General features: G+C 70.4%; 22 protein-coding genes and 1 pseudogene. 14 read left to right on the forward strand and 9 right to left on the reverse strand.

Annotated features, from left to right (window positions below; all coding sequences use genetic code 11):
- Positions 1-237: 237 nt before the first annotated feature.
- A complete protein-coding gene (locus ACGFNN_RS30310) occupies positions 238-1,029 on the reverse strand; it encodes an alpha/beta fold hydrolase (protein WP_393560699.1) in 792 nt (263 codons plus the stop codon).
- A 32-nt stretch (positions 1,030-1,061) separates the two neighbouring features.
- Entirely contained in the window at positions 1,062-2,015 is a 954-nt protein-coding gene (locus ACGFNN_RS30315; protein ID WP_393560701.1) for a LysR substrate-binding domain-containing protein, read from the reverse strand.
- Between the two features lie 257 nt (positions 2,016-2,272).
- Here ACGFNN_RS30315 and ACGFNN_RS30320 point away from each other — a divergent pair, with 257 nt between their 5' ends.
- The 4 genes from ACGFNN_RS30320 to lepB all read left to right on the forward strand — a co-directional run bounded on the left by ACGFNN_RS30320 (position 2,273) and on the right by lepB (position 7,172).
- Positions 2,273-3,481 carry a CaiB/BaiF CoA transferase family protein gene (locus tag ACGFNN_RS30320; RefSeq protein ID WP_393560703.1) on the forward strand — a complete coding sequence of 403 codons (1,209 nt, stop codon included), beginning with the start codon at positions 2,273-2,275 and terminating at the stop codon, positions 3,479-3,481.
- Between the two features lie 39 nt (positions 3,482-3,520).
- Positions 3,521-4,687 (forward strand): acyl-CoA dehydrogenase family protein, encoded by a 1,167-nt coding sequence (locus tag ACGFNN_RS30325; RefSeq protein WP_393560705.1) that lies wholly within the window; start codon positions 3,521-3,523, stop codon positions 4,685-4,687.
- Positions 4,688-4,948: 261 nt separating this feature from the next.
- Positions 4,949-6,127 (forward strand): Cmx/CmrA family chloramphenicol efflux MFS transporter, encoded by a 1,179-nt coding sequence (locus ACGFNN_RS30330; RefSeq protein WP_393560707.1) that lies wholly within the window; start codon positions 4,949-4,951, stop codon positions 6,125-6,127.
- Between the two features lie 295 nt (positions 6,128-6,422).
- The gene (gene lepB / locus ACGFNN_RS30335) at positions 6,423-7,172 is read left to right on the forward strand and encodes a signal peptidase I (RefSeq protein WP_393560709.1); all 750 of its coding nucleotides are present in this window, start codon (positions 6,423-6,425) and stop codon (positions 7,170-7,172) included.
- 14 nt (positions 7,173-7,186) lie between these two features.
- On the opposite strand, the pseudogene ACGFNN_RS30340 reads toward lepB, so the two are convergent.
- Together ACGFNN_RS30340 and ACGFNN_RS30345 are read right to left on the reverse strand one after the other, a co-directional pair.
- Positions 7,187-7,396: pseudogene (locus ACGFNN_RS30340) on the reverse strand (IS5/IS1182 family transposase); the annotation flags it as partial.
- A gap of 79 nt (positions 7,397-7,475) precedes the next feature.
- Positions 7,476-7,889, reverse strand: coding sequence for a hypothetical protein (locus ACGFNN_RS30345; protein ID WP_393560710.1), 414 nt, complete (start codon positions 7,887-7,889; stop codon positions 7,476-7,478).
- Between the two features lie 366 nt (positions 7,890-8,255).
- Here ACGFNN_RS30345 and ACGFNN_RS30350 point away from each other — a divergent pair, with 366 nt between their 5' ends.
- Positions 8,256-8,990, forward strand: a complete 735-nt coding sequence (locus ACGFNN_RS30350) for an alpha/beta hydrolase (RefSeq protein WP_393560711.1) — start codon at positions 8,256-8,258, stop codon at positions 8,988-8,990.
- Positions 8,991-9,096: 106 nt separating this feature from the next.
- Here ACGFNN_RS30350 and ACGFNN_RS30355 read toward each other — a convergent pair whose 3' ends face one another.
- Positions 9,097-9,846, reverse strand: coding sequence for a DUF3472 domain-containing protein (locus ACGFNN_RS30355; protein ID WP_393560713.1), 750 nt, complete (start codon positions 9,844-9,846; stop codon positions 9,097-9,099).
- A gap of 1,047 nt (positions 9,847-10,893) precedes the next feature.
- Here ACGFNN_RS30355 and ACGFNN_RS30360 point away from each other — a divergent pair.
- The 3 genes from ACGFNN_RS30360 to ACGFNN_RS30370 all read left to right on the forward strand — a co-directional run bounded on the left by ACGFNN_RS30360 (position 10,894) and on the right by ACGFNN_RS30370 (position 15,535).
- Positions 10,894-12,456 (forward strand): polysaccharide lyase family 1 protein, encoded by a 1,563-nt coding sequence (locus tag ACGFNN_RS30360; RefSeq protein WP_393560715.1) that lies wholly within the window; start codon positions 10,894-10,896, stop codon positions 12,454-12,456.
- Positions 12,457-12,744: 288 nt separating this feature from the next.
- On the forward strand, positions 12,745-14,217 hold the full coding sequence (locus ACGFNN_RS30365) for an aldehyde dehydrogenase family protein (RefSeq protein WP_393560717.1): 1,473 nt from the start codon (positions 12,745-12,747) through the stop codon (positions 14,215-14,217).
- Between the two features lie 106 nt (positions 14,218-14,323).
- Complete coding sequence (locus ACGFNN_RS30370; RefSeq protein WP_393560719.1) at positions 14,324-15,535, forward strand: cysteine desulfurase-like protein; 1,212 nt, start codon at positions 14,324-14,326, stop codon at positions 15,533-15,535.
- Positions 15,536-15,620: 85 nt separating this feature from the next.
- On the opposite strand, the gene ACGFNN_RS30375 is transcribed toward ACGFNN_RS30370, so the two are convergent.
- Positions 15,621-16,409 carry an IclR family transcriptional regulator gene (locus ACGFNN_RS30375; protein WP_393560720.1) on the reverse strand — a complete coding sequence of 263 codons (789 nt, stop codon included), beginning with the start codon at positions 16,407-16,409 and terminating at the stop codon, positions 15,621-15,623.
- A gap of 257 nt (positions 16,410-16,666) precedes the next feature.
- On the opposite strand from ACGFNN_RS30375, the gene ACGFNN_RS30380 reads away from it, so the two are divergent.
- The 4 genes from ACGFNN_RS30380 (at position 16,667) to ACGFNN_RS30395 (ending at position 20,913) form a co-directional block, all read left to right on the forward strand.
- The gene (locus ACGFNN_RS30380; RefSeq protein ID WP_393560722.1) at positions 16,667-17,638 is read left to right on the forward strand and encodes a 5-dehydro-4-deoxyglucarate dehydratase; all 972 of its coding nucleotides are present in this window, start codon (positions 16,667-16,669) and stop codon (positions 17,636-17,638) included.
- Positions 17,639-17,746: 108 nt separating this feature from the next.
- Positions 17,747-19,084: a gluconate:H+ symporter gene (locus ACGFNN_RS30385; RefSeq protein ID WP_393560724.1), complete on the forward strand. Its 1,338-nt coding sequence runs from the start codon at positions 17,747-17,749 to the stop codon at positions 19,082-19,084.
- Between the two features lie 53 nt (positions 19,085-19,137).
- Positions 19,138-20,466, forward strand: coding sequence for an enolase C-terminal domain-like protein (locus ACGFNN_RS30390; RefSeq protein ID WP_393560726.1), 1,329 nt, complete (start codon positions 19,138-19,140; stop codon positions 20,464-20,466).
- Between the two features lie 45 nt (positions 20,467-20,511).
- A complete protein-coding gene (locus ACGFNN_RS30395) occupies positions 20,512-20,913 on the forward strand; it encodes a VOC family protein (RefSeq protein WP_393560727.1) in 402 nt (133 codons plus the stop codon).
- Between the two features lie 165 nt (positions 20,914-21,078).
- Here the strand turns inward: ACGFNN_RS30395 and ACGFNN_RS30400 are convergent, their stop codons facing one another.
- Both ACGFNN_RS30400 and leuA read right to left on the reverse strand, forming a co-directional pair.
- A complete protein-coding gene (locus tag ACGFNN_RS30400; RefSeq protein ID WP_393560729.1) occupies positions 21,079-21,879 on the reverse strand; it encodes an ABC transporter ATP-binding protein in 801 nt (266 codons plus the stop codon).
- 14 nt (positions 21,880-21,893) lie between these two features.
- Positions 21,894-23,693 (reverse strand): 2-isopropylmalate synthase, encoded by a 1,800-nt coding sequence (gene leuA, locus ACGFNN_RS30405; protein ID WP_393560731.1) that lies wholly within the window; start codon positions 23,691-23,693, stop codon positions 21,894-21,896.
- 196 nt (positions 23,694-23,889) lie between these two features.
- Here leuA and ACGFNN_RS30410 point away from each other — a divergent pair, with 196 nt between their 5' ends.
- Both ACGFNN_RS30410 and ACGFNN_RS30415 read left to right on the forward strand, forming a co-directional pair.
- Positions 23,890-24,582, forward strand: coding sequence for a FadR/GntR family transcriptional regulator (locus ACGFNN_RS30410; protein WP_393560733.1), 693 nt, complete (start codon positions 23,890-23,892; stop codon positions 24,580-24,582).
- A gap of 28 nt (positions 24,583-24,610) precedes the next feature.
- On the forward strand, positions 24,611-25,123 hold the full coding sequence (locus ACGFNN_RS30415) for a GNAT family N-acetyltransferase (protein ID WP_393560735.1): 513 nt from the start codon (positions 24,611-24,613) through the stop codon (positions 25,121-25,123).
- A 98-nt stretch (positions 25,124-25,221) separates the two neighbouring features.
- On the opposite strand, the gene ACGFNN_RS30420 is transcribed toward ACGFNN_RS30415, so the two are convergent.
- A complete protein-coding gene (locus ACGFNN_RS30420) occupies positions 25,222-26,655 on the reverse strand; it encodes a serine hydrolase domain-containing protein (protein WP_393560737.1) in 1,434 nt (477 codons plus the stop codon).
- Between the last annotated feature and the right edge of the window lie 34 nt (positions 26,656-26,689).

Below are 26,689 nucleotides of genomic sequence, written 5' to 3' on the forward strand. Positions count from 1 at the left end.
CCTTCAGCGCAGGAAGAAGGGGGATCGGTGGGACACGCGCCGGACGCTGGAGGAAGAGGCGGGGAGGTGTGCGCCGACGGCCCGGTCACGGTTCATCTGCGACGGCTCCCTGTGCTCTGCGGCTGGCGTGCCCCACATCATGGGTGCTGATGAGCGTCCATGAACAATAGAAATCCGTGATACGCACATGACTGGCCCGCATGACCGGGGTAGAGGCCTCGCGCCCGGGCGTCCGCCTCAGGCCAGGAAGGCGCGTACCGCTTCGCCCGCCTCCGCTCGGCATTCCTCGAAGTACGCGTGCCGGGCCCCGGGGAAGAGCCGGGTCCTGGCATCGGGGATGCGGGCCGCGAGCAGCGGCACGTTCTCCGGTGGGGTGAGGCGGTCCTGGTCACCGTGGAGGACCAGGGTGGGCGCGCCGATCGAGGGGAGCACCTCCCATGCGTCGTGCGCGTTGCTGGCGCGCAGATGGCCGCGCCGCGCATGGGGCTCCATGCGGGGGTCGCCGAGCGTGCGGTAGGGCCCGGGGTGTGCGGCCGTCCAGGCGGGGCTGTACATCAGACCGGTCAGGGTCTCCCGCACCGAGTCCGGGTCGGGAACGGCCAGGGCCCGGCGTACGGAGGCCTCGCGTTCGACGGCCCGCGGACCACCGGGGGACGTGCATCCGAGGACGAGCCGCCGCACCCGTCCGGGGTGGAGCGCGGCGACCCACTGCGCGACGCGGCCGCCCATCGAGGTGCCGTACACATCGGCCCGCTCCACCCCCAGCGCGTCGAGGACGCTCACCACGTCCTCGGCGAACCGCATGGTGGAGTAGCCCTCCCGGGGTGAGTCGCTGGCGCCCGTACCCCGGTAGTCCAGGGTGATCGTGCTGTGTGTGCCGTGGAAGTCCTCGCGTATGCCGTCCCACCAGTGGTGGTTGTTCGCCTGACCGGCCAGGAGGACGAGCGGACGGCCTGTCCCACGTCGCTGGAAGGCGACGGCGACCCCGTCGTCGGTGCGCGCGAAGGTTTGGTGCGGAATGTCGGTCACAGAGGTCCTCCTGGAGGTGGTGGCGAAGGGGATCAGGCGTCCGTGCCGGGCCCGTCAGGGGAGTGCAGCCGCGCCGACGGCCACCGCCCCCGGGACACGGCCGCCTCCACGCAGCGGACCAGTTCCCGGGCGACCGCGTCCACGGCCGCCGGCACCCGCCCGTAGCGCGGGGTGCAGAGCACGATCGACCGCAGGACGTCCGGCTCGCACAACGGCGCGGCACTGAGCTCGCCCTGCGCCACGTCCTCGGCGATGCCGACGCCCGGCAGCACCGTCCAGCCGTGCCCGGCCCGCACCAACTGCTTCTGCACGCGCATGGCGTTGGTCTGGGCCGCGATGTCCATCGTGCTTCCGGACCGGGCCGCCGCGCCGTCGATGAGGGTGCGCAGGGCGTGGCCGGCGGCGGGCATCACCAGCGGCCGCGCCGCCACCTCCGCGAAGGGGACCGGGTGGTCCGCCCGCAGTCCCGCCGACGCGGGTGCCACCGCCCACAGGTGTTCACGCACCAGGGGCCGGGCGTTGAGCGAAGGGGAGCTGTCCAGGTTGTAGAGCAGGGTCAGGTCCAGGTCGCCCTCGTCCAGCCACTGCTGGAGGTGGCCGGAGTATCCGGTCATCAGGCGCAGTTCCACCCCCGGATGAGCCGCCCCGACCGCTGAGACCAGTGGTTCGGCCAGCAGGTCGCTGGTGCTCTCCAGCAGCCCGAGTGTGACGATGCCCGTCACCTCGCCGCGACGGGGCCGGACCTCGGCGCGTGCCCGGTCCAGCTCGTTCAGGGCGCGCCTGGCCCGGTCGATCATGATCTCGCCGGCCTCGGTCGGCCGCATCCCCTGCCTGGTGCGGGTGAAGAGGGCGACGCCGAGCTCCTCCTCCAACGTACGGATCTGCCGGGTGACCGCGGGCTGCACCAGGTGCAGCAGCTCGGCGGCCCGGGTCACGCTGCCGACCTCGGCGACCGTGATGAGCGCCTTGAGCTGCTTGACGTCCATGGTGCGTCCTCTTCCGGTATCCGCGGCCCGCATGGCACCATCACGGATTGCTATTTCCCTTGGCCTCACATGAGTGCACATGATGTTACTCCGACCGCCGGCCACCGACTCCGCCCCTCGGGGCCTGGAACGGGGCCGCCACCCTCGTCACCGCGACGACGTCGCGGGCACCCCGTCCCCGAGCCCCTGCCAAGGGCAGCACCGTCACCGACACGCCCTACCGCACAGCCACCACGTCCGTCCCCGGAGGACCACGCATGGCCGAGAACGCAGCGCCCGCCGACGAACTGCCGCTGAGCGGCATCACGGTCGTCAGCCTCGAACAGGCCGTCGCGGCCCCGTTCGCCACACGGCAGCTCGCCGACCTCGGCGCACGGGTGATCAAGGTGGAGAGGCCGGGCGGCGGGGACTTCGCCCGCCGCTACGACACCACCGTGCACGGCCAGTCCAGCTACTTCGTGTGGCTCAACCGGTGCAAGGAATCCGTCACCCTGGACCTGAAGACGGACCAGGGGCGGGAGATCCTCGAAGAACTCCTGGCACAGGCCGACGTGTTCGTCCAGAACCTCGCCCCCGGTGCCGCAGCCCGCATGGGACTGGGCGCCGACGAGCTGGCGAAGCGGTTCCCGACCCTGATCCCCTGCTCGGTGACCGGCTACGGTTCGAGCGGACCGTGGGCGGACCGCAAGGCCTACGACCTGCTGGTGCAGTGCCAGACCGGCCTGGTCTCCCTGACCGGAAGCGCCGAGGAGCCGGCCCGGGTCGGGGTGTCCGTCGCCGACATCGCCGCCGGGATGTACGCCTACAGCGGCATTCTCACCGCCCTCTTCACCCGGGCGACCCGGGGCTCCGTCAAGGCTGTGGAGGTCTCGCTGTTCGAGGCGCTGGCCGAATGGATGAGCCAGCCCGCCTACTACACGGCGTACAGCGGCGCCCAGCCTCCCCGGGTGGGTACCCGGCACGCCACCATCGCGCCCTACGGCACCTACACCGCGGCCGACGGCAAGGACGTACTGCTCTCCGTGCAGAACGAGCGGGAGTGGGCAGCCCTGTGCGAGCGGTTCCTCGGGAACCCCGCCCTTACCGAGGACGCCCGCTTCGCCACCGGCTCCGCGCGGGTCGGTCACCGCGACGAGGTCGACGCGATCCTGGCCGAGCGGATCGCCCGATCGGAGAGCGCAGAGGTGATGCGGCTGCTGGACGCCATCGGCATCGCCAACGCCCCGGTCAACGACGTCAAGCAGTTCCTGGAGCACCCCGTACTGGCAGGCCGCGACCGCTGGCGGGACGTGCCCCTGCCCGGCGGGAGCACGGCGGCGGCCCTGGTACCGCCGGTCGACCTGGCCGGGACCGAACCACGCATGGGAGCCGTACCCGCCCTCGGCGAGCACACCGAACGGATCCTGGCCGAACTCGGCCACACGCCGGAACGGATCGACGCCCTGAGGGCGCTCGGCGCCATCTGAACACCGACACACCCGCACGATCCAGGCAAGGAGCCCTCCGTGAGCACCCTCGACATCCTCTCCGAGGACGAACAGTTCATCGTCAGCACGGTGCGCGACTTCGTCGACAAGGACATCAAGCCCGTCGCCCAGGAACTCGACCACACCAACACCTACCCCGAGGCACTCATCGAGCAGATGAAGGAACTCGGCATCTTCGGCCTGGCCGTCCCGGAGGAGTACGGCGGCACGCCCGTCTCGACCTCGGCGTACGTCCTCGTCACCGAGGAGCTGGCCCGCGGCTGGATGAGCCTCGCCGGCGCCATGGGAGGACACACGGTCGTCGCCAAACTGCTGCTGCACTTCGGCACCGAGGCGCAGAAGCAGCACTACCTGCCGAAGATGGCCACCGGCGAGATCCGGGCCACCATGGCGCTGACCGAGCCGGGCGGAGGCTCCGACCTCCAGGCCATCCGGACTCTCGCCCGCCGCGACGACGAGGGATACGTCATCGACGGCACGAAGACCTGGATCACCAACTCCCGCCGCTCACAGCTGATCGCCCTGCTCTGCAAGACCGACCCGCAGGCGTCACCCGCGCACAAGGGGATCTCGATCCTGCTGGTCGAGCACGGACCCGGGCTCACGGTCTCCCGCGACCTCCCCAAGCTGGGCTACAAGGGCGTGGAGAGCTGCGAGCTGTCCTTCGAGGGCTACCGGGCCTCCGCCGACGCCGTCCTGGGAGGAGTGGAGGGCGAGGGATTCGCCCAGATGATGAAGGGGCTGGAGACCGGCCGCCTCCAGGTGGCGGCCCGCGCGCTCGGTGTCGGGCGGGCGGCGCTGGAGGACTCCCTCGCCTACGCGCAGGAGCGTGAGTCCTTCGGGAAGCCGATCTGGAAGCACCAGTCCGTCGGCAACTACCTCGCCGACATGGCGACCTCGCTCACCGCCGCCCGCCAGCTCACCCTCTTCGCCGCCCGCGAGGCGGACGCGGGGCGGCGCGTGGACATGGAGGCCGGCATGGCCAAGCTGTTCGCCTCCGAGACCGCCATGCAGATCGCCCTCAACGCCGTCCGGATCCACGGTGGTTACGGCTACTCCACGGAGTTCGACGTGGAGCGCTACTTCCGGGACGCCCCCCTGATGATCGTCGGTGAGGGAACCAACGAGATCCAGCGGAACGTCATCGCGAGCCAGCTGGTCAAGCGGGGCGGCCTCGACGGGTGAGCAGCCGGCCCCGGACATCGCCTTGGCGACGATGCCCGTGGAAGCAAGGTGATCCGACGGGCATCGGTCGGGTAGCGTGCGGTTCATGTCGAGTCCTGAGTCAGACACGGTGGGGGCTTTCGGTCACGCCGTCAGCCCCCTGCACCACTGAGTCCGTAGTCCTGTCGTCGCGCCGCTTTCCGCGGTGGGACGTGTGTGTGCCCGGGCCGGCCGCGGTGACGAGATGACCTCTCGTATCTCCCCTCGCCTCGGAGCCACTCGATGCCTCTCCCGCTGTACCTACTTGCCCTGGCGGTCTTCGCCATGGGCACCTCGGAGTTCATGCTCGCCGGCCTTCTGCCGGACATCGCCTCGGATCTCGACGTCACCGTCGGAACAGCGGGCTCGCTCACCTCGGCCTTCGCGATCGGTATGGCCGTCGGCGCCCCCCTGGTGGCCGCGCTCGCCCGCAGCCGGCCCAGGCGCCCGGCCCTTCTCGGGTTCGTCCTCGTGTTCGCGGCAACCCACGCGGTGGGCGCCGTCACCACGAGCTTCCCCCTTCTGTTCGCCACCCGGGTCGTTGCAGCGCTCGCGAACGCGGGGTTCCTCGCCGTCGCTCTGACGGCTGTGGCCGGGCTGGTCCCGCCCGACAGGAAGGGACGCGCTCTGGCCGTGCTGCTGTCCGGCACGACAGTGGCCACGATCGCCGGTGTCCCCGGTGGGGCGGTGCTCGGCACGGTGCTCGGCTGGCGGGCCACCTTCTGGGCTGTCGCCGTTCTCTGCCTGCCTGCTGCTCTCGGCATCCTGAAGGGGATCCCCGCAGGACGTGACGAGAACGAGGCCGCCGGCCGACCGGCGTTGCGAGCGGAACTCGCCCAACTCGCGCGGCCGCGGTTGGTCCTGGTGATGCTGCTCGGCGCGTTGGTGAACGCCGCGACCTTCGGCAGCCTCACCTTCCTCGCCCCCGTCGTGACCGACGGCGCCCGGCTGGGCGAGTTGTGGATCCCTGTCGCTCTGGTGCTCTTCGGCGCCGGTTCCTTCGTGGGCGTCACCGCCGCCGGACGGCTGTCGGACCGCAGTCCCGGTCCGGTCGTCGCGGTCGTCGGTCCTTCGCTGCTCATCGGCTGGCCCGCCCTGGCGATGTCCGCCGGCGAGCCGGTCATCCTGCTCACCCTCGTGTTCGTGCAGGGCGCGCTGTCGTTCGCGCTGGGCAGCACACTGATCACGCGTGTCCTCTACGAGGCCGCGGGCGCCCCCACGATGGCCGGCTCGTACGCGACGGCGGCCCTCAACGCGGGTGCCGTCGCCGGCCCCGTCGTCGCCGCGGCCACACTCGGCACCGAGGCCGGGGTCCTCGGGCCGCTCTGGGCGAGTGGGGTTCTCGTCGCGGTCGCGCTGCTCATCGCGTTCCCCCTCCTCACCGTCATCACGGCCGGCCGGAGCACCGAGGAGCTGCGGTGACCCATGCGAACGCCCCCGCCACGCACGGTCTGGGCCTGTGCCGGCCGGTCTCGACCAAGCCGCGTTTCCGATGGTGGGGTACTTGTCGCCGTATGCAGAAACGGTCTTCAACCGCTGCGAGGCACCATGCTGGCGGAGTGCCGGGAGACGACCTGGCGGCCGGGGCCCGGTGCCGGGCTGAAAGCTTCGGCCTTCCGGGAACTCCCCTTCGTTGTAGGGGAGGTGGGCTCGGACGCTGTGCGCACGAGGCACCGCTTCAGACACGGTGCGCCCGCGGTCGGGTGCAGGGGGAGGCATGGTTGTGGGAGATCTGATCACCGGCAAACGGTCGAGATCCGAGGACGGCGAGACATGCGGTGGCGAGACAGGCGGTGGCGAGACCGACGACGGAGCGACGGGCGGCAAGAGGCGACGGAAGACACGATCCTTCTGGAAGGAGCTCCCGATCCTCCTCGTCCTTGCGTTGGTGATCGCGCTGGGCATCAAGACCTTCTTGGTACAGGCGTTCTCAATCCCGTCGGGGTCGATGCAAAGCACCCTGCAGGTCGGCGACCGTGTGCTGGTCGACAAACTGACACCGTGGTTTGGATCCGAGCCGGAGCGCGGAGAGGTAGTGGTCTTCCATGATCCGGGCGGTTGGCTCCCAGGGAAGTCCGACAAGCCGAACCCGCTGCAGAAGGTGCTCAGCTTCGTTGGTCTGATGCCGTCGGCGGACGAGAAGGATCTGATCAAGCGAGTGATCGCGGTCGGCGGCGACACCGTGGAATGCTCAGGGAGCGGCCCTGTGAAGATCAACGGGAAGGCACTGGACGAACCGTACATCTACGGCGGCAACACCCCCTGCGGGGACAAGCCGTTCGGGCCGATCAAGGTGCCGAAGGGGAAGCTCTGGGTGATGGGCGACCATCGCCAGGACTCCTCGGACTCCCGGTATCACCAGGACCTTCGCGGCGGAGGCACCATCGACGAGGACCAGGTGATCGGCCGGGCCGTAGTCGTCGCATGGCCGGTCGGCCGGTGGTCGTCGTTGCCGATGTCCGGCTAGGCACTGTAAGGCGAAGCCTTGTCTCCGCTGACATGATCGGGCCGGGTCCGGGGCCGTCCTCCCAACGGGCGGGGAACCCGGATTCGAGCCAGGACCTCGGGCATCTGCGGAGCGTCACCCCACTGACCTGGAGTGACCAGAAGACCCATGGGACGGCAGCCGCCCTCACCGGCAAGGTGGATCTTGCAGGTCAGACCGCCCCGGGACCGCCCGAGTCCCTCATCAGGCGGCGGTGGTGCCGGGGCGTCGTCCTTTTTCGGGAAGTGACGGATCGGAAGGTCGCATGATCCGCGGGACAGTGCCTCAGCGCCGGATCCACCGCTTCAGCGCCTCGACCGTGTCCTCCGGGGTCGTGTTGAAGCACAGCCGGATCCCGGGCTCCGCTTCGGTGAGGACGTGGACCAGCCGCTCGAACAGCAGGGTGTGCTCCGGCAGCATCCGTACGCCCCCGCCGATCATCGCCAAGCCAAAGGTGTGCGACCGTAGTTGTTCCCTCACGGTCTCCTCGGCGCGGCCCGGATCGAGGCCGATCAGGCACGGGACGGCATCGAACCCCGCTTCACGCAGCGCCGCGTTCCCCGCTGCGATCCGGGCCGTGAGCACGGCCTCGTCGATACCGTCGGGCATCCGGCTGTAGTCCAGAGCGCTCGGGTGCAGGCCGATGGACAGTACCTTCGTGTCGCCCGGCAGGGGAACCGGGGGCGTCGGCGAGCTCATGGATGCATCCCTCTCTGCTCACTTCACGTGGATCTCTCGGCTGTATCACGGAAGTCGGGCGGACCGCCCGCTCGTATCGAAACCGGCGGGCGAGCTCGGCCGGACTTCCCGAACCCTCCGGCCTGCCGTCCCGGGCTCGGAGTGGCGCACCGGGCGGAGAGGTGAGGCCGGGCCGCCGTACGTCCCGCCGCTGAAACTCGTTCGGCCTCCGAAGCGGACTCTGCTAGATTTCCGGAGACCGTGCGAGAGAACAAGGAGGTGGTACCCGTGAACGCAGTATCGACATGGGTGCTCTCCTCCGGGGTCACGGTCGGGCGGTAGGCAGCCCGGGAGCGCCGTACACAGGCACTCCTGAAAGGCACGACCGTGCACTTCACTTCTGAACAGCGTCTGGACGACGGGGTCGTCGAGCGCACCTTCTCCCTCGGCGAGATCCCCGGCGTCCTGTGGACCCCCGGGGCTTCGTCCGGGCCGGTACCGCTGATCCTGCTCGGCCACCCCCCGCTCGGACTGAACAGGATGTACCCCCGGCTGGTCGAACGGGCCCGCCAGGCCACGGCGGACGGCTTCGCCGCGGCCACCATCGAGCTCCCCGGGAGTGGCGACCGGCCTGCCCTCGCCGGAGCAGAGGAGGCCCGGGCCGGCCTGCGCCGGGCCATGGAGGCCGGCGGACCGGTCGGCGAGGAGATCAAGGACGCCCTTGTGCTGCCGCTCGTCGAGGCGGCTGTACCCGAGTGGCAGGCCGCTCTGGACGCCCTCCTGGCACTCCCCGGGATCGGCGGCCCCGTCGGGTACTCGGGTGGCGTGATCTCCGTCGGCATCCGGCTCGCTCTGGTCGAGCCGCGTATCTCGGCCGCCGTTCTCTTCGCCGGAAGCCTGGTGCCCGCCGCCATGTTCGAGGAGGCCCGACGGGTCACCGTCCCGCTGCACGTCCTGCTTCAGTGGGACGACGAGGGGAACGAACGACAGGCGGCCCTTGACCTGTTCGACGCCTTCGGCTCCAAGGAGAAGACCCTGCAGGCCAACATGGGCGGACACACCGGTGTACCCCGGTTCGCGGGGGAAGCGGCGGCCCAGTTCTTCACCCGGCACCTGAGGTAGCCCTCAGCCGGGGAGGAAGGAGCATCGTCCCTGCCCGTGACCACGCTCACCCGCCCCGCCCCGCTCCTGAGCCGCCGGTCGATCCGCCGGGCAGCGGGGGCCTATCTCAGCCCACGCTGCCGCGGGTCACCCGTACGCCCTGGCCGACCGTGGTGACCTGGGTGTTGCCGTAGCCGGCACAGTCCCCGTACTCCCGTACCCAGGTGGTGGTGCCTGAGAGGGAACCGGAGGACGGTGCGCCGAAGGTGACGTCGTACTTCTGCTGCTGGGCGCAGCTGGGAACGTCGTAGTACTCGATGAAGCCCGACTGCGAAGCCTTCAGATTGCCGGAACCGGCGGGCAGCTTCCACGTACCGACGGGAGTCCGCCGACCCGTGGCGGTGTCGACGACGGTCCCCGACCAGGTGTCCGCGCCGGCCTGGCTGACTTCCACCCGGTAGCTGTGCCCGTATGTGGCGTCGAACTCCACGCCGCAGCTGACGCCGGGGCCGCCGTCGGCCCCGGCGGAACAGTTGGCGTGGGTGCTGGTCGTCCCGGGGACGAAGGACGAGAACACCCCGCGCAGCCGCTCGTGCCCGTTCGCATCCGGTCGCGGTTGCAGTCCCGCGTAGGCGAGTTCGCTCTGCCCGGTGAAGCCGAACTGCATCGCGAAGTAGGTCCCGGAGACGTGTGCGGTGCCGGTGTTGACGGTGATCGGGAAGTCGAGGGAGGTCAGTCCTCCGCCGGGGGCCCCGCTCACGGACCACGAGAGGAGTTCGTTCCCGCCGAAGGTCTGCGCCTGGGCGGCAGGTGCCGCGACGAACGGCATGAGGACCGCCAGGGCCGCCACAGCGGTGCGCGTCAACGCTCGTTTCATCTGCTGATTCTCCTCAGGGAGTGCCGAAGTCGAATCCGGGCCGGGAGGTCCGGCGGCGCCCTCAGGGATGGCCCCGGGCAGGGGGCGGTGACACCCGGAGATCGGAGAAGCGTTGCGCGCGCAGCCGTACCTCGTTGCTGGTGCAGGACTATGGCGGTTCACCTGATGCGGTGTCAATAATTGCTTGATTGAGGGGTCTTTATTGCAAAACAACTCATCCATTGGAGAGGCGGCGCGTCGCCGAACTGCTGGTACCCGTCGCGGCCGAGGTGCCGAGTGGGCCGGCATCGGCGGGGGGCTGGGTGCCCCGGTGTGTACAACCCTCGGAAATGTCGTTGAACTGTGAGGTTCCTCTTCTCGACGCCGTACCCCGGGGCTCGATCCCCGGTCGGGGTGTCGGCCTGGCTGCTTCCCACGGGTGGGTGGCGCGCCTCCTTTGTGCGGCTCCAGGGGGATGTTGAGGCGTCAGGCTGAATTTATCTGCTCTTTACTGCACGATTTCAGTCAACTGAGCGCAGCAGTTTTCGCGAGGAGAGCGCGCTTCGGTGATGCCCCTGGCCGGATGCCGGGGGCGGGTGGCCGCGGTCGTCCGCAGGGTGCGTCGTGCCGGCTGGTCCGGGTGTCGGTCGGCAGTCCGTGCCCTTCGCGGTGGTCTGGGGCAACTGGGCGCCGTGGGTACGGAAAAGATTCCGCCGAGCCACTCGTCGTGCGTGTCATGAACCTTGTCAGCCGCGCCTCGACGGCTCTATTGTCGCGGCCAGAAAGCGCTTTCCCTCCCGGGAGCCGTTCCGGTGGAAGCGTGCGTCACGACCGCCGTCGTGACGGACGCGTACGAGCCGCCACCGGTGCTGAGCAGGACTCCTTCCCGGGGGCGGGCCACGGTCGAGAAGGCCGTACCCACCGCACGACGTAGTGACGATGTACCCGCACAACCGGCCGAAGGGTGCTCCCCGGTGAACAGCCGGAAGCCCCCGAGGCCTCGCCGTTGCGACCGCGGCATGAAGCAGCTGACCAGATCAGCGTGCGAACACGAATGGGGACACGAATATGAGGCGATCAGTCGCACGGCGACTGTATGCGGCAGTGGCCACGATGGCGGTCGCGGGTGCGACCGGCGTGGTCATGGCGATGCCCCAGGCATCGGCCGCTGTAGCCGGTGGTGCCACCGGCTATGCGACTCAGAACGGTGGTACGACCGGTGGTGCCGGCGGGCAGACGGTCAAAGCCACCACGGGAACCGCGATCCACACCGCGCTGTGCAACCGTGCCAGTGCCAGCACCCCGATCATCATCGAGGTCGAGGGCACCATCAACCACGGCAACACCGCGAAGGTGTCGGGCGACAGCTGCAACACCGCCGCCGGTGTGATCGAGCTGAAGCAGATCAGCAACGTCACGATCGTCGGCGTCGGCAGCGGCGCCGTCTTCGATCAGCTGGGTATCCACATCCGTGAGTCCAGCAACATCATCATCCAGAACGTCACCGTCAAGAACGTCAAGAAGTCCGGCTCGCCCACCTCCAACGGCGGAGACGCCATCGGCATGGAGAGCGGCGTCCGCAACGTCTGGGTCGACCACGCCAGTCTCGAGGCGTCGGGCGGTGAGTCGGATGGCTACGACGGCCTCTTCGACATGAAGGACGACACGAAGTACGTCACGCTGTCCTACAGCACCCTGCGCAACTCCGGCCGTGGCGGACTCATCGGTTCGAGCGAGACCGAGCTCTCCAACGGCTTCGTCACCTTCCACCACAACCTGTACGAGAACCTCGACTCGCGCACGCCCCTGCTGCGCGGCGGCATCGCCCACATCTACAACAACTACTACGTCAAGCTGAACGAGTCCGGCATCAACTCCAGGGCCGGGGCGAAGGCCAAGGTCGAGAACAGCTACTTCAAGGACTCCAAGGACGTCCTGGGCACGTTCTACACGGACGCGGCCGGATACTGGCAGGTCAGCGGCAACACCTTCGACAACATCACCTGGTCCGCCAAGAGCAGCGAGAACAACCCCGCCGGGCCCAACCCGACGTCCAACACCAGCGTCAGCATCCCCTACGCGTACTCCCTCGACGACGCGAGCTGCGTGCCGTCGATCGTGGCCGCGACGGCGGGTGCGAACAAGGGCCTGAAGGTCTCGGACGGCAGCTGCACGCCGACCACGCCGACCCAGACCCCCACCCCCACCCCGACGAACCCGACCCCGACCCCGACGGACCCCACGCCCACCCCCGACCCCACCCAGCCCAGCGGCACCAACCTCAGCCTCGCCGGCGGAGCCGACGGATCCAGCAAGGCCTCCGGGACGAGCTACGGCAACGTCCGGGACGGCAGCCTGAGCACCTACTGGTCGCCGGCCGGTTCGACCGGTTCGGTCTCGGTCAAGTGGGGAACCGCCACCTCGGTCGCGAAGGCCAACATCAAGGTGGCGTCAGGTTCCACCCTCGGTTCCTGGCGGATCCTGAACGGTGACACCGGCGCTGTACTGGCCACCGGCAGCGGCGCGGGAGCGGTCACGCTCCCGAAGACCTCGCTGAAGAAGATCACCCTTGACATCACCAGCTCGAGCGGGACCCCGAAGATCGCCGAGTTCGAGACGTACGCTGGCTGACGCCGAGTTCCGGACGGCGTCCGGACCACGGCGAGCACCGCCGGGACTCCGGCGGCGCGGGCCTGGCGAAGGCGGTGGTGCCGGACAACGGCGCGTCGCTGAACTCCTGGAGCGGGGGCCGTCCTCATGGGGCGGCCCCCGCTTCCGCGTACCACGGACCGCGCGATCCCCGGTCGGCCGTGGCGGTGGGGCGTCGGCGGGCGGGAGGCCTGTGATGCAATCGAAGGGCCGGGCAAGTCCGAGTACCCGCCAACCGCTCCGAAGCCGACTCGTGACAAGGGAATCCTCATGACCAGCACAGACTCCGCCCCCGCCACCACGCCTCTCTGGTCGGGAAAGATCTTCGACGGCACCTGGCGCGCTTCGGGCGGCGGCACCATGGAGGTCACCGCGCCCGCCACCGGTGAGGTCGTCGCGACCGTGGGCGTGGCCGGTGCGGAGGACGTCGACGCCTCCGTCGCCGCGGCCAGGACCGCACAGCGAGCCTGGGCGAAGCTCGGCTACGACGAGCGGGCCCGGGTCTTCATCAAGGCGTCCGCCCTGCTGGCGGCCGACCCGGACCGTATCGTGCGGTGGCTCGTCCCGGAATCCGGTTCGGGGCAGGGCAAGGCGCGGTTCGAGGCAGGTCTGCTGATCGCCGAGCTCAACGAGGCCGCGGCCCTCACCTCCGAGCCCTACGGCGAGCTGCTGCGGAGCTCGAAGCCCCGGCTCTCCGCGGTCCGCAGGGTCCCACTCGGGGTCGTCGGTGTCATCAGCCCGTTCAACTTCCCGGCCATCCTCGGCCTGCGCTCCGTGGCCCCGGCGCTGGCGGCCGGTAACGCCGTCATCCTCAAGCCCGATCCGCGGACACCGGTGTCCGGTGGTCTCGCCCTCGCCGAACTCCTTGCCGAAGCGGGGCTGCCCGAGGGTCTGCTCCACGTGCTGCCCGGGGGATCCGACGTCGGCGAGGCCCTCGTCGCCCACCCGGACGTCCCCTGCATCTCGTTCACCGGCTCCACCCCGGCGGGGCGTGCCATCGGTACGGCCGCGGCGCCCCTGCTCAAGAAGGTCCATCTCGAACTCGGCGGGAACAACGCACTCCTGGTCCTCCCCGACGCCGACCTGGACGCCGCCGCCTCGGCCGGGGCGTGGGGCTCCTTCCTGCACCAGGGGCAGATCTGCATGACCGCGGGCCGCCATCTGGTGCACGTCTCCCAGGCCGCCGAGTACGCCGCCGCACTCGCGGCGAAGGCCGACGCCCTCCCCGTCGGCGACCCCACCGACCCGGCCAACGCCCTCGGTCCGGTCATCGACGAGCGCCAGCGCGACCGGATCCACTCCATCGTCACCCGGAGCGTCGAGCAGGGTGCGGTGCTTGCCACCGGTGGTACGTACGACGGCCTGTTCTACCGGCCCACCGTGCTGACGGATGTCCCGCTCGATTCACCCGCCTTCGCCGAGGAGGTCTTCGGTCCGGTAGCGCCCGTCGTCGCCTACGAGACCGTCGACGAGGCGATCGAACTCGTCAACTCCTCCGAGTACGGCCTGTCCGTGTCCATCCTCACCGGAGACGCCTTCGCCGCCTGGGAACTCGCCGACCGGATCGAGTCGGGCGCGGTCCACATCAACGACCAGACGGTGGACGACGAGGCGGTGGCACCGTTCGGCGGCAGCAAGGCGTCCGGGACCGGGGGCAGGTTCGGAGGCAGGGCGAGTCTCGACACCTTCTCGGAGGTGCAGTGGGTCACGGCCCAGGCGCAGATCGAGCGTTATCCGTTCTGAGCGCGCGGCCCGGCGTCACAGGCGGGCCGCCTCCCCGAGTGCCGGGGAGCGACGGCCTGCCCGTACCGTTCCAGCCACCCGCACCTCGTCCCCTCCGGAGCAGACCTTGAGCAGCGACACCACCGGCCACACCCTCGACGTACAGGCGATCCGTTCCTGCTTCCCGGCGTTGAAGGCGGGGACCGCCCGTTTCGACGCGCCGGGCGGCACCCAGACGCCCCAGCAGGTCATCGACGCGATCACCGATGCCCTGACCAGGCCCCTGGCGAACAGGGGAACCCTCACGGAGGGCGCGCGCAACGCGGAGGCGATCGTGGCCGGAGCACGGTCGGCCATGGCCGATCTGCTGGGATCGGAGGCGGACCGCGTGGTCTTCGGGCGCAGCGCCACCCAGCTCGTCTACGACCTCGCGCGCACCCTCGCCAAGGACTGGGGACCGGGGGACGAGGTGGTGGTGTCCCGGCTCGACCACGACTCCAACATCCGGCCCTGGACACAGGCGGCCGAGGCCGTGGGGGCCACGGTCCGCTGGGCCGAGTTCGATCCCGCGACAGGGGAGTTGAACGCCGGGCACATCGAGGACGCGCTGTCCTCCCGTACCCGGCTCGTCGCGGTCACCGCCGCCTCCAACCTCATCGGCACCTGCCCCGACATCCCCGCCGTGGCGAGCCTCGTCCACCGGACCGGCGCGCTCCTGCACGTCGACGCGGTGCACTACGCCTCGCACGCCACCGTCGACCTGACCGCGCTCGGCGCGGACACCCTGGTCTGCTCGCCTTACAAGTTCCTCGGGCCGCATCTCGGTGTGCTGACCGGCAGGCGCGAGCTCCTCCACAGCCTGCATCCCGACAAGCTGCTGCCGTCCAGCGACGCCGTCCCCGAGCGCTTCGAACTCGGCACCCTTCCCTACGAGTTGCTGGCGGGCACGACGGCGGCGGTGGACTTCCTCGCCGGGCTGACCGCCGGCTCCGGCAGCCGGAGGGAGCGTCTCGGCCACGCGTTCACCGCCCTTGCCTCGCACGAGGACCGGCTGCGCGGCCGCATCGAGGAGGGCCTGACGGCCATGGACGGCGTCACGGTGTACTCCCGTGCGGCGCGCCGCACCCCGACCACGCTGTTCACGTTGGACGGTACGGACCCGGGAGACCTCTCCCGCCGCCTGGCCGAACGCGGCGTGGACGCACCGGCCGGATCCTTCTATGCGCTGGAGGCTTCCCACCGGCTCGGACTGGGCGAGGGCGGCGGGGTGCGGGTCGGCCTCGCGCCCTACACCTGCGACGAGGACGTCGACCGGCTGCTGAACGCCCTGACTCCTTGACCCGTCCAACTCGGAGGAGTGCGGCGGTCGTTCGGTCGGTGGCGGGTGGAAGCCGGCGCCGGCGCCCTGCCGCTGGTCGAAGCGGTCAGCGCCAGTCGGGAGCGCCCGGTGCCGGGACCAGGGCGTTCTCGATCTTCGCGCGGATCTCCCGCATGACCGCGACGACCCGCGCCTCGTGCTCCTCGTCCAGCCGGTTCACCGGCACCGAGCAGCTGACGGCGTCCACGGCCGGGGTGTCGTAGCGCAGGGCGAAGCCGAAACCGACGATGCCCGTCACCGTCTCCTCGCGGTCGACGGAGTAGCCGCGCTCGCGCACCCCGGCGAGGTCCCGGAGCAGTGCGCCGCGCTCGGTGTGGGTGTTGTCGGTGCGCGGTGCCAGCGGCCCCTCGGGCAGCGGAAGCAGGTCGTCGGGGCGTTCGGCGAGCAGCGCCTTGCCGAGCGCCCCGGCATGTGCCGGGATGCGGCGGCCGACCCGGCTGAGGGTGCGCACGTACTCGTGCGACTCGCGGGTGGCGAGATAGACGACGTGGGCGCCGTCCAGCCGGGCCAGGTGCACCGTCTCGCCGAGTGCGTCGGAGGCCTCGTCGAGGAAAGGGCGGGCGGCGCGTACATGCGGGTCGCTGTCCAGGTAGCTCGTCCCGGTGTGCAGGGCGCGGATGCCGATGCCGTAGAGGGACCCCGTCGTGTCTGTGCGTACCCAGCCGCAGTCGACGAGGGTCCGGAGCAACTGGTACATGCTGCTGCGCGGTACGCCGAGCTCCTCGGCGAGCTCGTCGAGACGGGCCGGCCGGTCACCCCGTGCGGCGAGGAGCTCCAGCAGGGCGACGGTGCGGGACGCCGACTTCACCCCGCGCACTCCACTGTTCTCCGGCATCCCCGCAGTCTAAGGGCTACGGATCGGACGCTGACGGTTACGTGGGGCGGGTTCGCACTCCCCGTGGTGCCGTCGCCTTTCAAGGCCGGACCGGGACGCGCCGGTTGCTCGTCACCAGCCGTCCGTGTGCCGTCGATGGATCTCCCGGACCGTGCTTCGAGAACCGTTTCCGGATCCGCCACCGCACACCCATTGACCCCGTCGCGTTCACCCGCCTAACCTCCGTTCTCATACATGCACGCCATCTGCATATGGAGATGAGATCAGTGGATCGGTTCAGCGCGGTCACCGAGGAGACGGCCCAGCGGCTGCGGGACGGGATGGCGGGCGGGGTGCTCTCGTTCCCCCTCACCAGCTTCCGGGACGACGGCGCGCTCGACCTGGAGTCCTACCGCGCGTATCTCACCGCCCAGGTGGCCACGGCGCCCGGTGCGGTGTTCCCGGCCTGTGGGACCGGGGAGTTCGGCGCGCTCGACGAGGACGAGTACCGCGAGGTCGTACGGGCGTCCGTCGAGGTGGCCGACGGAAGGCTGCCCGTGGTCGCGGGTGTCGGCTACGGCTACGCGCAGGCGCTGCGCTTCGCCCGGATCGCGGAGGAGGCCGGGGCCGACGCCCTGCTGGTCCTGCCCCACTACCTCGTCGCCGCCCCGCAGGACGGGCTGGTCGAGCAACTGCGCCGCATCGCGTCCGGCACCCGGCTCCCGCTGATCGCCTACCAGCGCGGCCAGGTCTCCTTCACCGCCGAAGGCGTACGCCGCATCGCTGAGATCCCCACCGTCATCGGGCTCAAGGACGGTCACAGCGACCTCGACCGGCTCCAGCGCCTCACCCTCGCGGCACCGGACGGCTTCCTCTTCTTCAACGGGGCGGCCACCGCCGAGATCCAGGCACGCGCCTACGCCACCGTGGGAGTCCCCGCCTACTCGTCAGCCGTCCACGCGTTCGCACCCGAGATCGCCGACGCCTTCTTCACGGCCCTGCGGGACGGCGACGACGCGAGGACGAAGGCGCTGCTGCGCGACTTCTACGTCCCCCTCGTCGAACTCCGCGACCGCGTACCGGGCTACGCCGTCTCGCTGGTCAAGGCCGCCGCCCGGCTGCGGGGCCTGCCCGTCGGCCCCGTACGCGCACCGCTCACCGATCCCGGGCCGGCCGACCTCGCCGCGCTGGAGAAGGTCCTCGACGCGGGGCTGGACCTCGTCGGCGCACCCCGTCTCCGGACCGTCTGACCCCCGCCAGGACCGCGCCCCCACCGTCGGCCGACCGCTCCCGTCCGGGAGTGCCCCTGGCCGGCGGCGCTCGCCCCCCACCGCCCGACAGTTCAAAGGGGAACTGACATGCCGCTCCTCGTAGTCGGGATCAGCGTTCTCGTGCTGCTGCTCCTGATGACCCGTATGAAACTCAACGGCTTCGCCGCCCTGCTGCTGGTGGCGGTCGGCGTCGCCCTCGTCCAGGGCATCCCCGCGGTCGAGATCCCCGACGTCCTCTCCGCCGGCATCGGGGACCAGATCGGCGACACCATGCTCACCATCGGTCTCGGCGCCATGGTCGGCCGGATCATGGGGGACTCCGGGGCCGCCCAGCGGATCGCGGGCAAGCTCCTCGACGCCTTCGGACCGCGCGGGGTCCAGCTCGCCATGGTGGTCACATCGATGCTCATCGGCGTGACCATGTTCTACGAGGTCGCCTTCATCATCATCGTGCCCATCGCCTTCACCCTCGTCAGGGTCACCGGAGTCAACCTCCTGTGGGTGGGCCTTCCCATGTCGATCTCGCTGTCGACCATGCACAGCTTCCTGCCCCCGCACCCCGGCCCCACAGCGGTCGCGGCGACCTTCCACGCCTCCGTCGGACACACCCTCCTCTACGGGCTGTTCATCGCGGTGCCCGCCGGTGCGCTCGTCGCGCTCGTGTGGCCCCGCCTGCCGTTCGTCAGGGCGATGAACCCCTCCATACCGAAGGGCCTGGTCAGTGAGCGTGAGTTCACCGACGAGGAGATGCCCGGCATGGGATGGTCGCTGTTCGTGGCCCTCTTCCCGGTGGTGCTGATCGCCGGCGCCGCCGTCACCGACATGCTCACCTCCGGCGAGAGCGCCTTCCTGCACGCCGTCGCCTTCATCGGCTCGGCCCCCGTCGCGCTGCTGCTGACCCTGCTCCTCGCCGCGTGGGCCTTCGGACCGCGGATCGGCCGGAGCCTGGCCGACGTCAGCTCGTCCTGCACCTCGGCGGCCCAGGCGATGGCCATGATCCTTCTGGTCATCGGCGCCGGCGGAGCCTTCAAGAACGTCCTCGTCGAAGGCGGTATATCCGACTACATCAAGGACGTCACGGAACACTGGTCCGTCTCACCGATCATCCTCGCCTGGCTCATCGCCGCCATCCTCCGCATCGCCCTCGGCTCGGCGACGGTCGCCGTGGTGACCGCCTCCGGTGTCGTGCTCCCGCTCCTCGCGGGGAGCGGCACCCACCCCGAGATGATGGTGCTCGCCGTCTCGTGCGGCTCGATCGCCTTCTCCCACGTCAACGACCCCGGATTCTGGCTGTTCAAGGAGTACTTCAACCTCTCGGTCGTCCAGGCCATCAAGGTCCGGACCGGCTACACGACCGTCCTCGCCGTTCTCGGTCTCGGCGGCGTCCTGGCGGCCGAGTGGGCGCTCGACGTACTGAGCCTCTGAACGCCGCACACCTTCCCTCCCGCAGCACTCGCACCCCAAGGAACCCGCCCCGCATGAACCAGCCGACCGTCACCCACTTCGCCGTCTACCCCGTCGCGGGACACGACTCGATGGAGCTGAACCTCTCCGGCGCCCACGGCCCCTACTTCACCCGCAACATCGTCGTGCTCAAGGACTCCGACGGCCGTACGGGGCTGGGGGAGGTGCCCGGCGGCGAGGCGATCACCCGGACGCTGCGTGACTCCGAATCCCTGGTGGTCGGCGCGAAGGCGGGTGACTACAAGCGCGTCCTGCGCGAGATCGGGAGCCGCTTCGCCGACCGTGACGCGGGCGGACGCGGCGCCCAGACCTTCGACCTGCGGACCACCGTGCACGCCGTCACAGCAGTCGAATCGGCCCTGCTCGACCTCCTCGGCCAGCACCTCGACGTTCCCGTCGCGGCGCTGCTCGGCGACGGGCAACAGCGCGACTCCGTCAGGGTGCTGGGCTACCTCTTCTACGTCGGCGATCCCGACCGCACCGGCCTCGACTACCTCCGGGAGCAGGACTCCGACACCGACTGGTACCGCCTCCGCCACGAGGAGGCGCTCACCCCTCAGGCCGTCGTCCGGCAGGCCGAGGCGGCCCACGCCCTCTACGGCTTCCAGGACTTCAAGCTCAAGGGCGGAGTCCTCGCCGGCGAGGAGGAGGTCGCGGCCGTTCGTGCCCTCAAGGACCGCTTCCCCGAAGCCAGGATCACCCTGGACCCCAACGGAGCCTGGTCGCTGCGCGAGGCGATCGAACTCTGCACTCCGCTGGGAGGAACCCTCGCCTACGCCGAGGACCCCTGTGGGGCGGAGGACGGCTACTCGGGACGCGAGGTCCTGGCCGAATTCCGTCGTGCGACGGGTCTTCCGACCGCGACCAACATGATCGCCACCGACTGGCGGCAGCTGACCCACGCCCTGGCCCTGCAGTCCGTGTCCATCCCCCTCGCCGACCCGCACTTCTGGACCATGCAGGGCTCGGTGCGCGTGGCCCAGCTGTGCAACGAGATGGGTCTGACCTGGGGCTGCCACTCCAACAACCACTTCGACATCTCGCTGGCCATGATCACGCACTGCGGCGCCGCGGCCCCGGGCGACTACAACGCCCTGGACACGCACTGGATCTGGCAGGAGGGCCTGGAGCGGCTCACCGTCGCCCCGCCCCGCATCCGAGGCGGCGAGGTCGCCGTCCCGGACGCCCCCGGCCTCGGGATCGAGCTGGACACGGACCGTCTGCTCGCCGCCCACGAGCTCTACCGCGAGAAGGCGCTCGGAGCACGGGACGACGCCCAGGCCATGCAGTACCTCGTGCCCGGCTGGACCTTCGACGCCAAGCGGCCCTGCCTGGTGCGGTAGGGAAGGCCGTTTACAGGTCCGCCACGCCGGGACAGGATCGGGATCATGTCTGACACCACACTCGAACCGGCGTGGCCGGGCGCAATCACCGCGGTCACCCTCGTCACCGAGGACCTGCCGGCGACCAGGGACTTCTACCGAGAGGTCTTCGGCCTCCCGGTCCACTACGAGAACGACAACTCAGCCGTGTTCCGCTTCGGTGGGACGCTCATCAACCTGCTCGACGCCACAGCGGCACCCGAGCTGATGGAGCCCGCGGCCGTCGCACCCGTCGGGGCCGGCTCCCGCCAGGTGTTCACCCTCACGGTGGAGGACGTGGACGCCACGTGCGAGAAGCTGGCCGCCCGCGGGGTCGAGCTGCTGAACGGGCCGATGGACCGCCCGTGGGGCATCCGCACGGCCTCCTTCCGCGATCCCGGCGGCCACATCTGGGAGATCGCGAAGTGACCGCGCCGCCCCGTCCGGAGTTCGGCGCCCTGCTCGGTGTCCCGCGCCCGCGGCACCCCTGATCCCGGTACGGCCCGACGGCCAGGACCTCCAGCCGCCTGGCCGCGGAGGCCCGCCCGGACCGGGCCGTTCCCCGCATACGGAGGAGCGGCCCGGTCGGCGCCGTCAGCGGGCGCGGCGGTCGGCCCGGACGCTCCACCGTCCGTCGAACCGGCTGAGGCGGACCGGATGGTCGAAGCACTTGCTGATCTGATCGCTGGTCAGCACCTCGTCGACGGGTCCCGACGCCAGGCATCGTCCCTCGCGCAGCAGCATCGCGTGGGTCGTGCCCGGAGGAAGCTCCTCCAGATGGTGTGTGACCAGGACCGACGCCAGCTCGCGGGAATCCTGTTGCAGGGAGTCGAGGCGCTCGATCAGCTGCTCGCGACCCGCGACGTCCAGACCCGTGGCCGGTTCGTCGAGGAGGAGGAGCCGCGGCCTGGGCATCAGGGCCCGGGCGATCAGGGCGCGACCGCGTTCGCCCTGTGACAGCGTCGGCCACCGTGCGTCGCGGCGGCCCGCGAGCCCGAGCAGTCCGGTGAGCTCGTCCGCAAGGTCCAGCTGTGCCGCCGTGGGGCGCCAACGGGGGAGTGGCTCGATGCTGTTGGTCAGGCCCGTCAGGACCACGTCCCTCACCCTGAGCGTCGAGCGAGGGGCGTGACGCGGATCGACATGGCCGACGTAGGCGCGCAGTTGGCGCAGGTCGACGCGTCCCAGCTCGTGTCCGAGGACCTCGACACTGCCGCGGGTCGGATGGGTGAGAGCGCCGAGCAGGCCGAGGAGCGTGCTCTTGCCGGCTCCGTTGGCACCGAGCAGCGCCCAGTGCTCGCCCGCCCGCACGGTGAGTGACACCTCGCTGAGCAGGTGCTTGCCCTCGCGGACCAGGTCCACACCGCGGGCCCGGAGCACCGGTCGTTCGTCCGTCATCGGTTCGCCGTCCTTCATCGGTTCGTCGCCCCCGCCCGGTTCACGGCGGCCATGACCGCGTCGACGGAGGCGGTGAGGACAGAAGTGTCCTGCCCCGCGCCCCAGGCGGTCACCCCGTCCACCCGGCACTCGGTGTAGGCGACCGCGGGGCTCCCGGGTCCGGAGGCGGTGGCGTGCTCGCTGTAGTTGAGGATGTCGACGGTGACTCCGGCCGCGCCGAGGGCGACCGCCAGCGCGGACAGCGGGCCGTTGCCCGTACCCCGGTACGTGCCCGCCCGGCCGCCGGAGCGCAGCTCGGCGACGAACTCGTGCAGGCCCGGGGCGGTCTCCGACGACGTCCAGGTCTCAAGCGCGAGACCGCCTTCCCTGGCAGGTGCCATGTACGTCGTGCGGAAGAGGTCCCACAGCTCCTTGGCGGAGAGTTCGCTCCCGGTCTCGTCCGTGAGGTGCTGCACCCTGCGCGAGACGTCGGGGCGCATCGCCCGCGGCAGGTCCAGCCCGTGGTGGGTGCGGAGCAGGTGGGCCACCCCGCCCTTGCCCGACTGGGAGTTGATGCGGATGACCTCCTCGTACGTGCGCCCGATGTCGGCCGGGTCGATGGGCAGGTACGGCACGGCCCAAGGGGCGTCGCCCGCGCTCACTCCGGCCTCGGCGGCCTGCTTCGCGTGATGGGCCATTCCCTTGGCGATGGCGTCCTGGTGCGTTCCGGAGAAGGCGGTGTGCACGAGTTCGCCCCCGTAGGGGTGCCGGGGGTGCACGGGGAGCCGGTTGCAGTGCTCCACCACCTCCCGGACGGTGTCGATGTCCGAGAAGTCGATCATCGGGTCGACGCCCTGCGCGTACAGGTTGAGGGCCAGGGTCACCAGGTCGACGTTCCCGGTCCGTTCACCGTTGCCGAAGAGACAGCCCTCCACCCGCTGGGCGCCCGCCAGCACGGCGAGTTCGGCACAAGCCACCCCGGTTCCGCGGTCGTTGTGCGGGTGCACGGAGAGGATCACGGAATCGCGGCGCGCCAGATGGCGGTGCATGTACTCGATCTGGTCGGCGTAGACGTTCGGAGTGGCGATCTCGACCGTCGCGGGCAGGTTGTGGATCACCGGCCGGTCCGGACACGCCTCCCACAGCTCGGTGAGGCCGTTGCAGACGTCCAGGACGAAGTCCGGTTCGGTGAGGTTGAAGACCTCGGGCGAGAACTCGAACCGGATGTCCGCGCGCCGGTCTTCCTCCGCCCGCCGCATCAGATGCGTCGCGGCCTCCGTGACCAGGGAGCGCACCTCGGCGCGGGAACGGCCCAGTACGACGTCCCGCCAGGCGGGTGCGGTCGCCGTGTAGAGGTGGACGACCGCGCGGGGGAGGCCCGCCACGGAGTCCATGGTCCGGTCGATCAGATCCTTGCGGGCCGCGGTGAACACGGAGACCGTCACGTCGTCGGGCACCGCTCCGCTCTCGGCGAGGTGGCGTACGAAGGCGAAGTCCGTCGCGCTGGCGGACGGGTAGCCGACCTCGATCTCCTTGAAGCCCATGGTGACCAGCAGATCGAAGAGGCGGCGCTTGCGCGGGGTGTCCATGGGCTCGGCGAGGGCCTGGTTGCCGTCGCGCAGGTCCACGGGCACCCACAGCGGGGCTCGTCCGGGCCGGCGGGAGGGCCAGGTCCGGTCGGTCAGGGGCAGGGCGACCCGGTCGTGGGCGGGGCGGTAGCGATGGTGCGGCATCGCGCTCGGACGCTGCGGGTTCCACGCCGGAGCGTCCGCCGGAAGGGTGCCGGACGGTGTGCGCAAGGTGGGGAAGGTCGTGGTCCCGGGAGGGGGAGTCATCGCGAAGCTTCTGCTTTCGGTCGGCCGTCGAGCGACCGGCGCAGCCCGACACCCGCTGCGGGGGGGCCGGTCGTCGATGTGTCAGGCCCCGCAGCGGCGGACGAGGAGAAGGAGCTCGTTCAGCGGCATGCCGGGTACAGTAGCCGCCGACAACTCCTCAGACAACCTGAGGTGTTCCCCGGGAAGGTGACACCCCATGCCGCTGGGCCCCCTGAAGCCCTCACCTCTGGTCGAGCAGGCCGCCGAGCACCTGCGCGAGCGGATCGCCGCGGGCGACTGGCCGGTGGGGGCGAGGCTCCCCGCCGAGACCGCCCTGGCGGCGTCACTCGGCGTGGGGCGGTCGACGGTCCGCGAGGCCCTGCGCTCCCTCGCCGGAGCGGGGCTGGTGCAGGCACGTCAGGGGGCGGGTGTCTTCGTCATCGCGATCGAGCCGAGCGAGGACTGGGCCGCCGCGCTGCGCAGGGCAGCCGTGACCGACGTCTACGAGGTCCGTATGGTCGTCGAGGTGGAGGCGGCCCGGATGGCCGCGCACCGGCGTACCGACGAGGACGTCACCGCGATCAGCGAGGCGCTGGCCGGGCGCAGGGGTGCGGCGGTCGAGGGGGACGCGGCGTTCGTCGACGCGGACATCGCCCTGCACGCGGCGGTGGTCGCCGCTGCCCACAACCCGGTGCTCACGGCGCTGTTCACCGAATTCGTCCCGGCGCTGCGCCAAGGCCTGATCGACATGCTGGAACTGCTCGATCTGCGCTCGGCGGACCCGAACCACGGCGACGAGGGACACGCGCTGCTGGTGGAGGCCGTCGTCCGGGGCGACGCCGACACGGCCGGCCGCACCTTGCGCGAGGAACTGGAGCAGACCCTTGCACGGCTCACCTCGATGAAGTGAGCGCCGTCGGGTGTGCGAGCCTCGCACCATGACTGATCGAACCGCGGTCCGGATCCACCGATGGCCCGGCCAGGACACCTCCCCGCACGGACACCTCCCGCCAGGACCGGCCGCACTCCTGGCCGCCTATCACCTGCGTACCCAGGCGGAGAAGGGTGAGGCGGTCGCGGGCGTGGACGCGTTGCCCGAGCGCTACCGGGCAGAGGCCCTCGACCCCCTGACCGTGTTCGCGGACGACGTCGTCCTGGTGGCCTCGGTGGGAGGACGGCCTGCGGGGTGCGTGGTGGTGACCGCCCCCGTCGACGGTTGCTCCGAGTTGAAGAGGCTGTGGACGGACGAGGCGTGCCGCGGTGAGGGGATCGGCTCCGCCCTCGTACGTGCCGCACTCGCGCAGGCGGCGGAGACGGGGGTCCGTACGCTCCGACTGTCGGTGTGGGAGTGGCGGACCGGGGCGATCGCTCTCTACGAGCGCCTCGGATTCACCGTAGTGGACTCCTGGGACCGGCGGGACGGGCTGGTGTGCATGCGGGCCGACATGTGACCGATCGTTTCGGAGCGGTGCTCCGAAGCGCCGAAGACGGATGGTTGCGGCCAGGCGAAAGAGGTCGACCAGCTGATCAACCGCGAGCCGGCTGTTGCCTACGCGACGTCGGGCCGTGTCATCAGTGGTGACCGCAGGTGCAACACCAGCTCGGGGCCGGTCAGGGGCACGGTGCTCCAGGTCGCCGCCCCGGTTCCCGCCTCGGCGTCGATGATCAGCCGGACCCGGTGCGGGGTGGTGACGAGACAGAGATCGGCGACGAACGTGTCGCCCTGCCAGGCTCCGGCCGCGACGACAGGTCGTCCGAGCGGGGAGCTTTCCCGCCAACTGCCGTGACCGACCTCGACGTCGAGGAGCGACTTGAAGCGTACGAGCCATCCGCCGTCGTCGACGGGATCGATGATCACCACCGTTCCGTCGGGCAGGGCGGAGTCCTCGGCGGAGGCGTCGAGTACGGCGTCGGCCGAACGTCCTGGTTCGGCCGAACCCGGCACCGGCGGCAATGACAGCTGCCGTAGCCGTTCGGCGAGGATCTCGTCCTCCTGAGCGCTTCCCGGATGGTCCACGCCGGGCAGCAGGCACTCCCACAACGGGTCGAGCACTGCCTCCTCCTCGGTCATGGCGCCGGTCACGGCGACGACGAGATCGTGCGACGGGACGACCACGCACAGCTGGCCGAAGGCGCCGGCGCCTCGGTAGCCATGACGCGACATCCAGAACTGGTATCCGTAGCCGCAGAGCGCGTCGGGATTCGGCGACCAGTCCTCGATCTGCCGGGTTTCGATGTGCCGGCCGGTCGCGAGCTCCACCCACTCACGCGGGACGAGTCGACGGTCGCCCCACATGCCTCCGCGCAGGAGCAACTCACCGAAGGCGGCGACGGCCTCGGTCGTGAGGTGCAGCCCGTGGAATCCGAAAGCGGCGCCGCTCCTCACCCGGTCCCATTCGGCGTGGTCGACGCCCATCGGCTTCAAGAGGCGCTCGTCGAGGAACTCCGGGAGGCCACGGCCCGTGACCCGTTCCACCATTCGGGCCAGGACGAAGGTGGTCGAGTTGTCGTAGGTATGTCGCGTTCCCTCGGCCGCTGTGAACGGCAGGCGCAGGAAGCCCTTCACCAGGTCGCCGGGTTCCAGCTCCCAGGCTTCGGCGAGGCTGTCCGTGAGGTGCCCGGCCGTCATGGACAGCAGGTGGTGAACGCTGATGCGGCTTCCTTGTTCCGAGATGTCGGCCGGGACGTGGTCGGGCAGCACGTCCACGATCCGATCGTCCAGCGAGAGCAGACCGTCGGCGATCGCGAGTCCCACGGCGACCGAGGTGAACGACTTGGTCAGCGAGTAGAGAAGGTGCGGACGTTCGGCCGTGTACGGCGCCCACCAGCCTTCGGCGACGACGTGACCATGACGTACGACCATGAGGGAGTGACACTCGACGGATCGCGCTTCGATCCGATCCAGTAGCGCGCCGATCGAACGGGATGACAGGCCCGAGGCAGCTGGCGCCGAGCGCGGCAGCAGGGCACGCTGAGAAGCCATCCCGGCACCGTATCCGAACGCTGTTTCGGCCCCA

Origin of the sequence: Streptomyces sp. NPDC048590, from assembly GCF_043199535.1 — a bacterium.
In the GTDB taxonomy this organism is placed as follows: Bacteria; Actinomycetota; Actinomycetes; order Streptomycetales; family Streptomycetaceae; genus Streptomyces.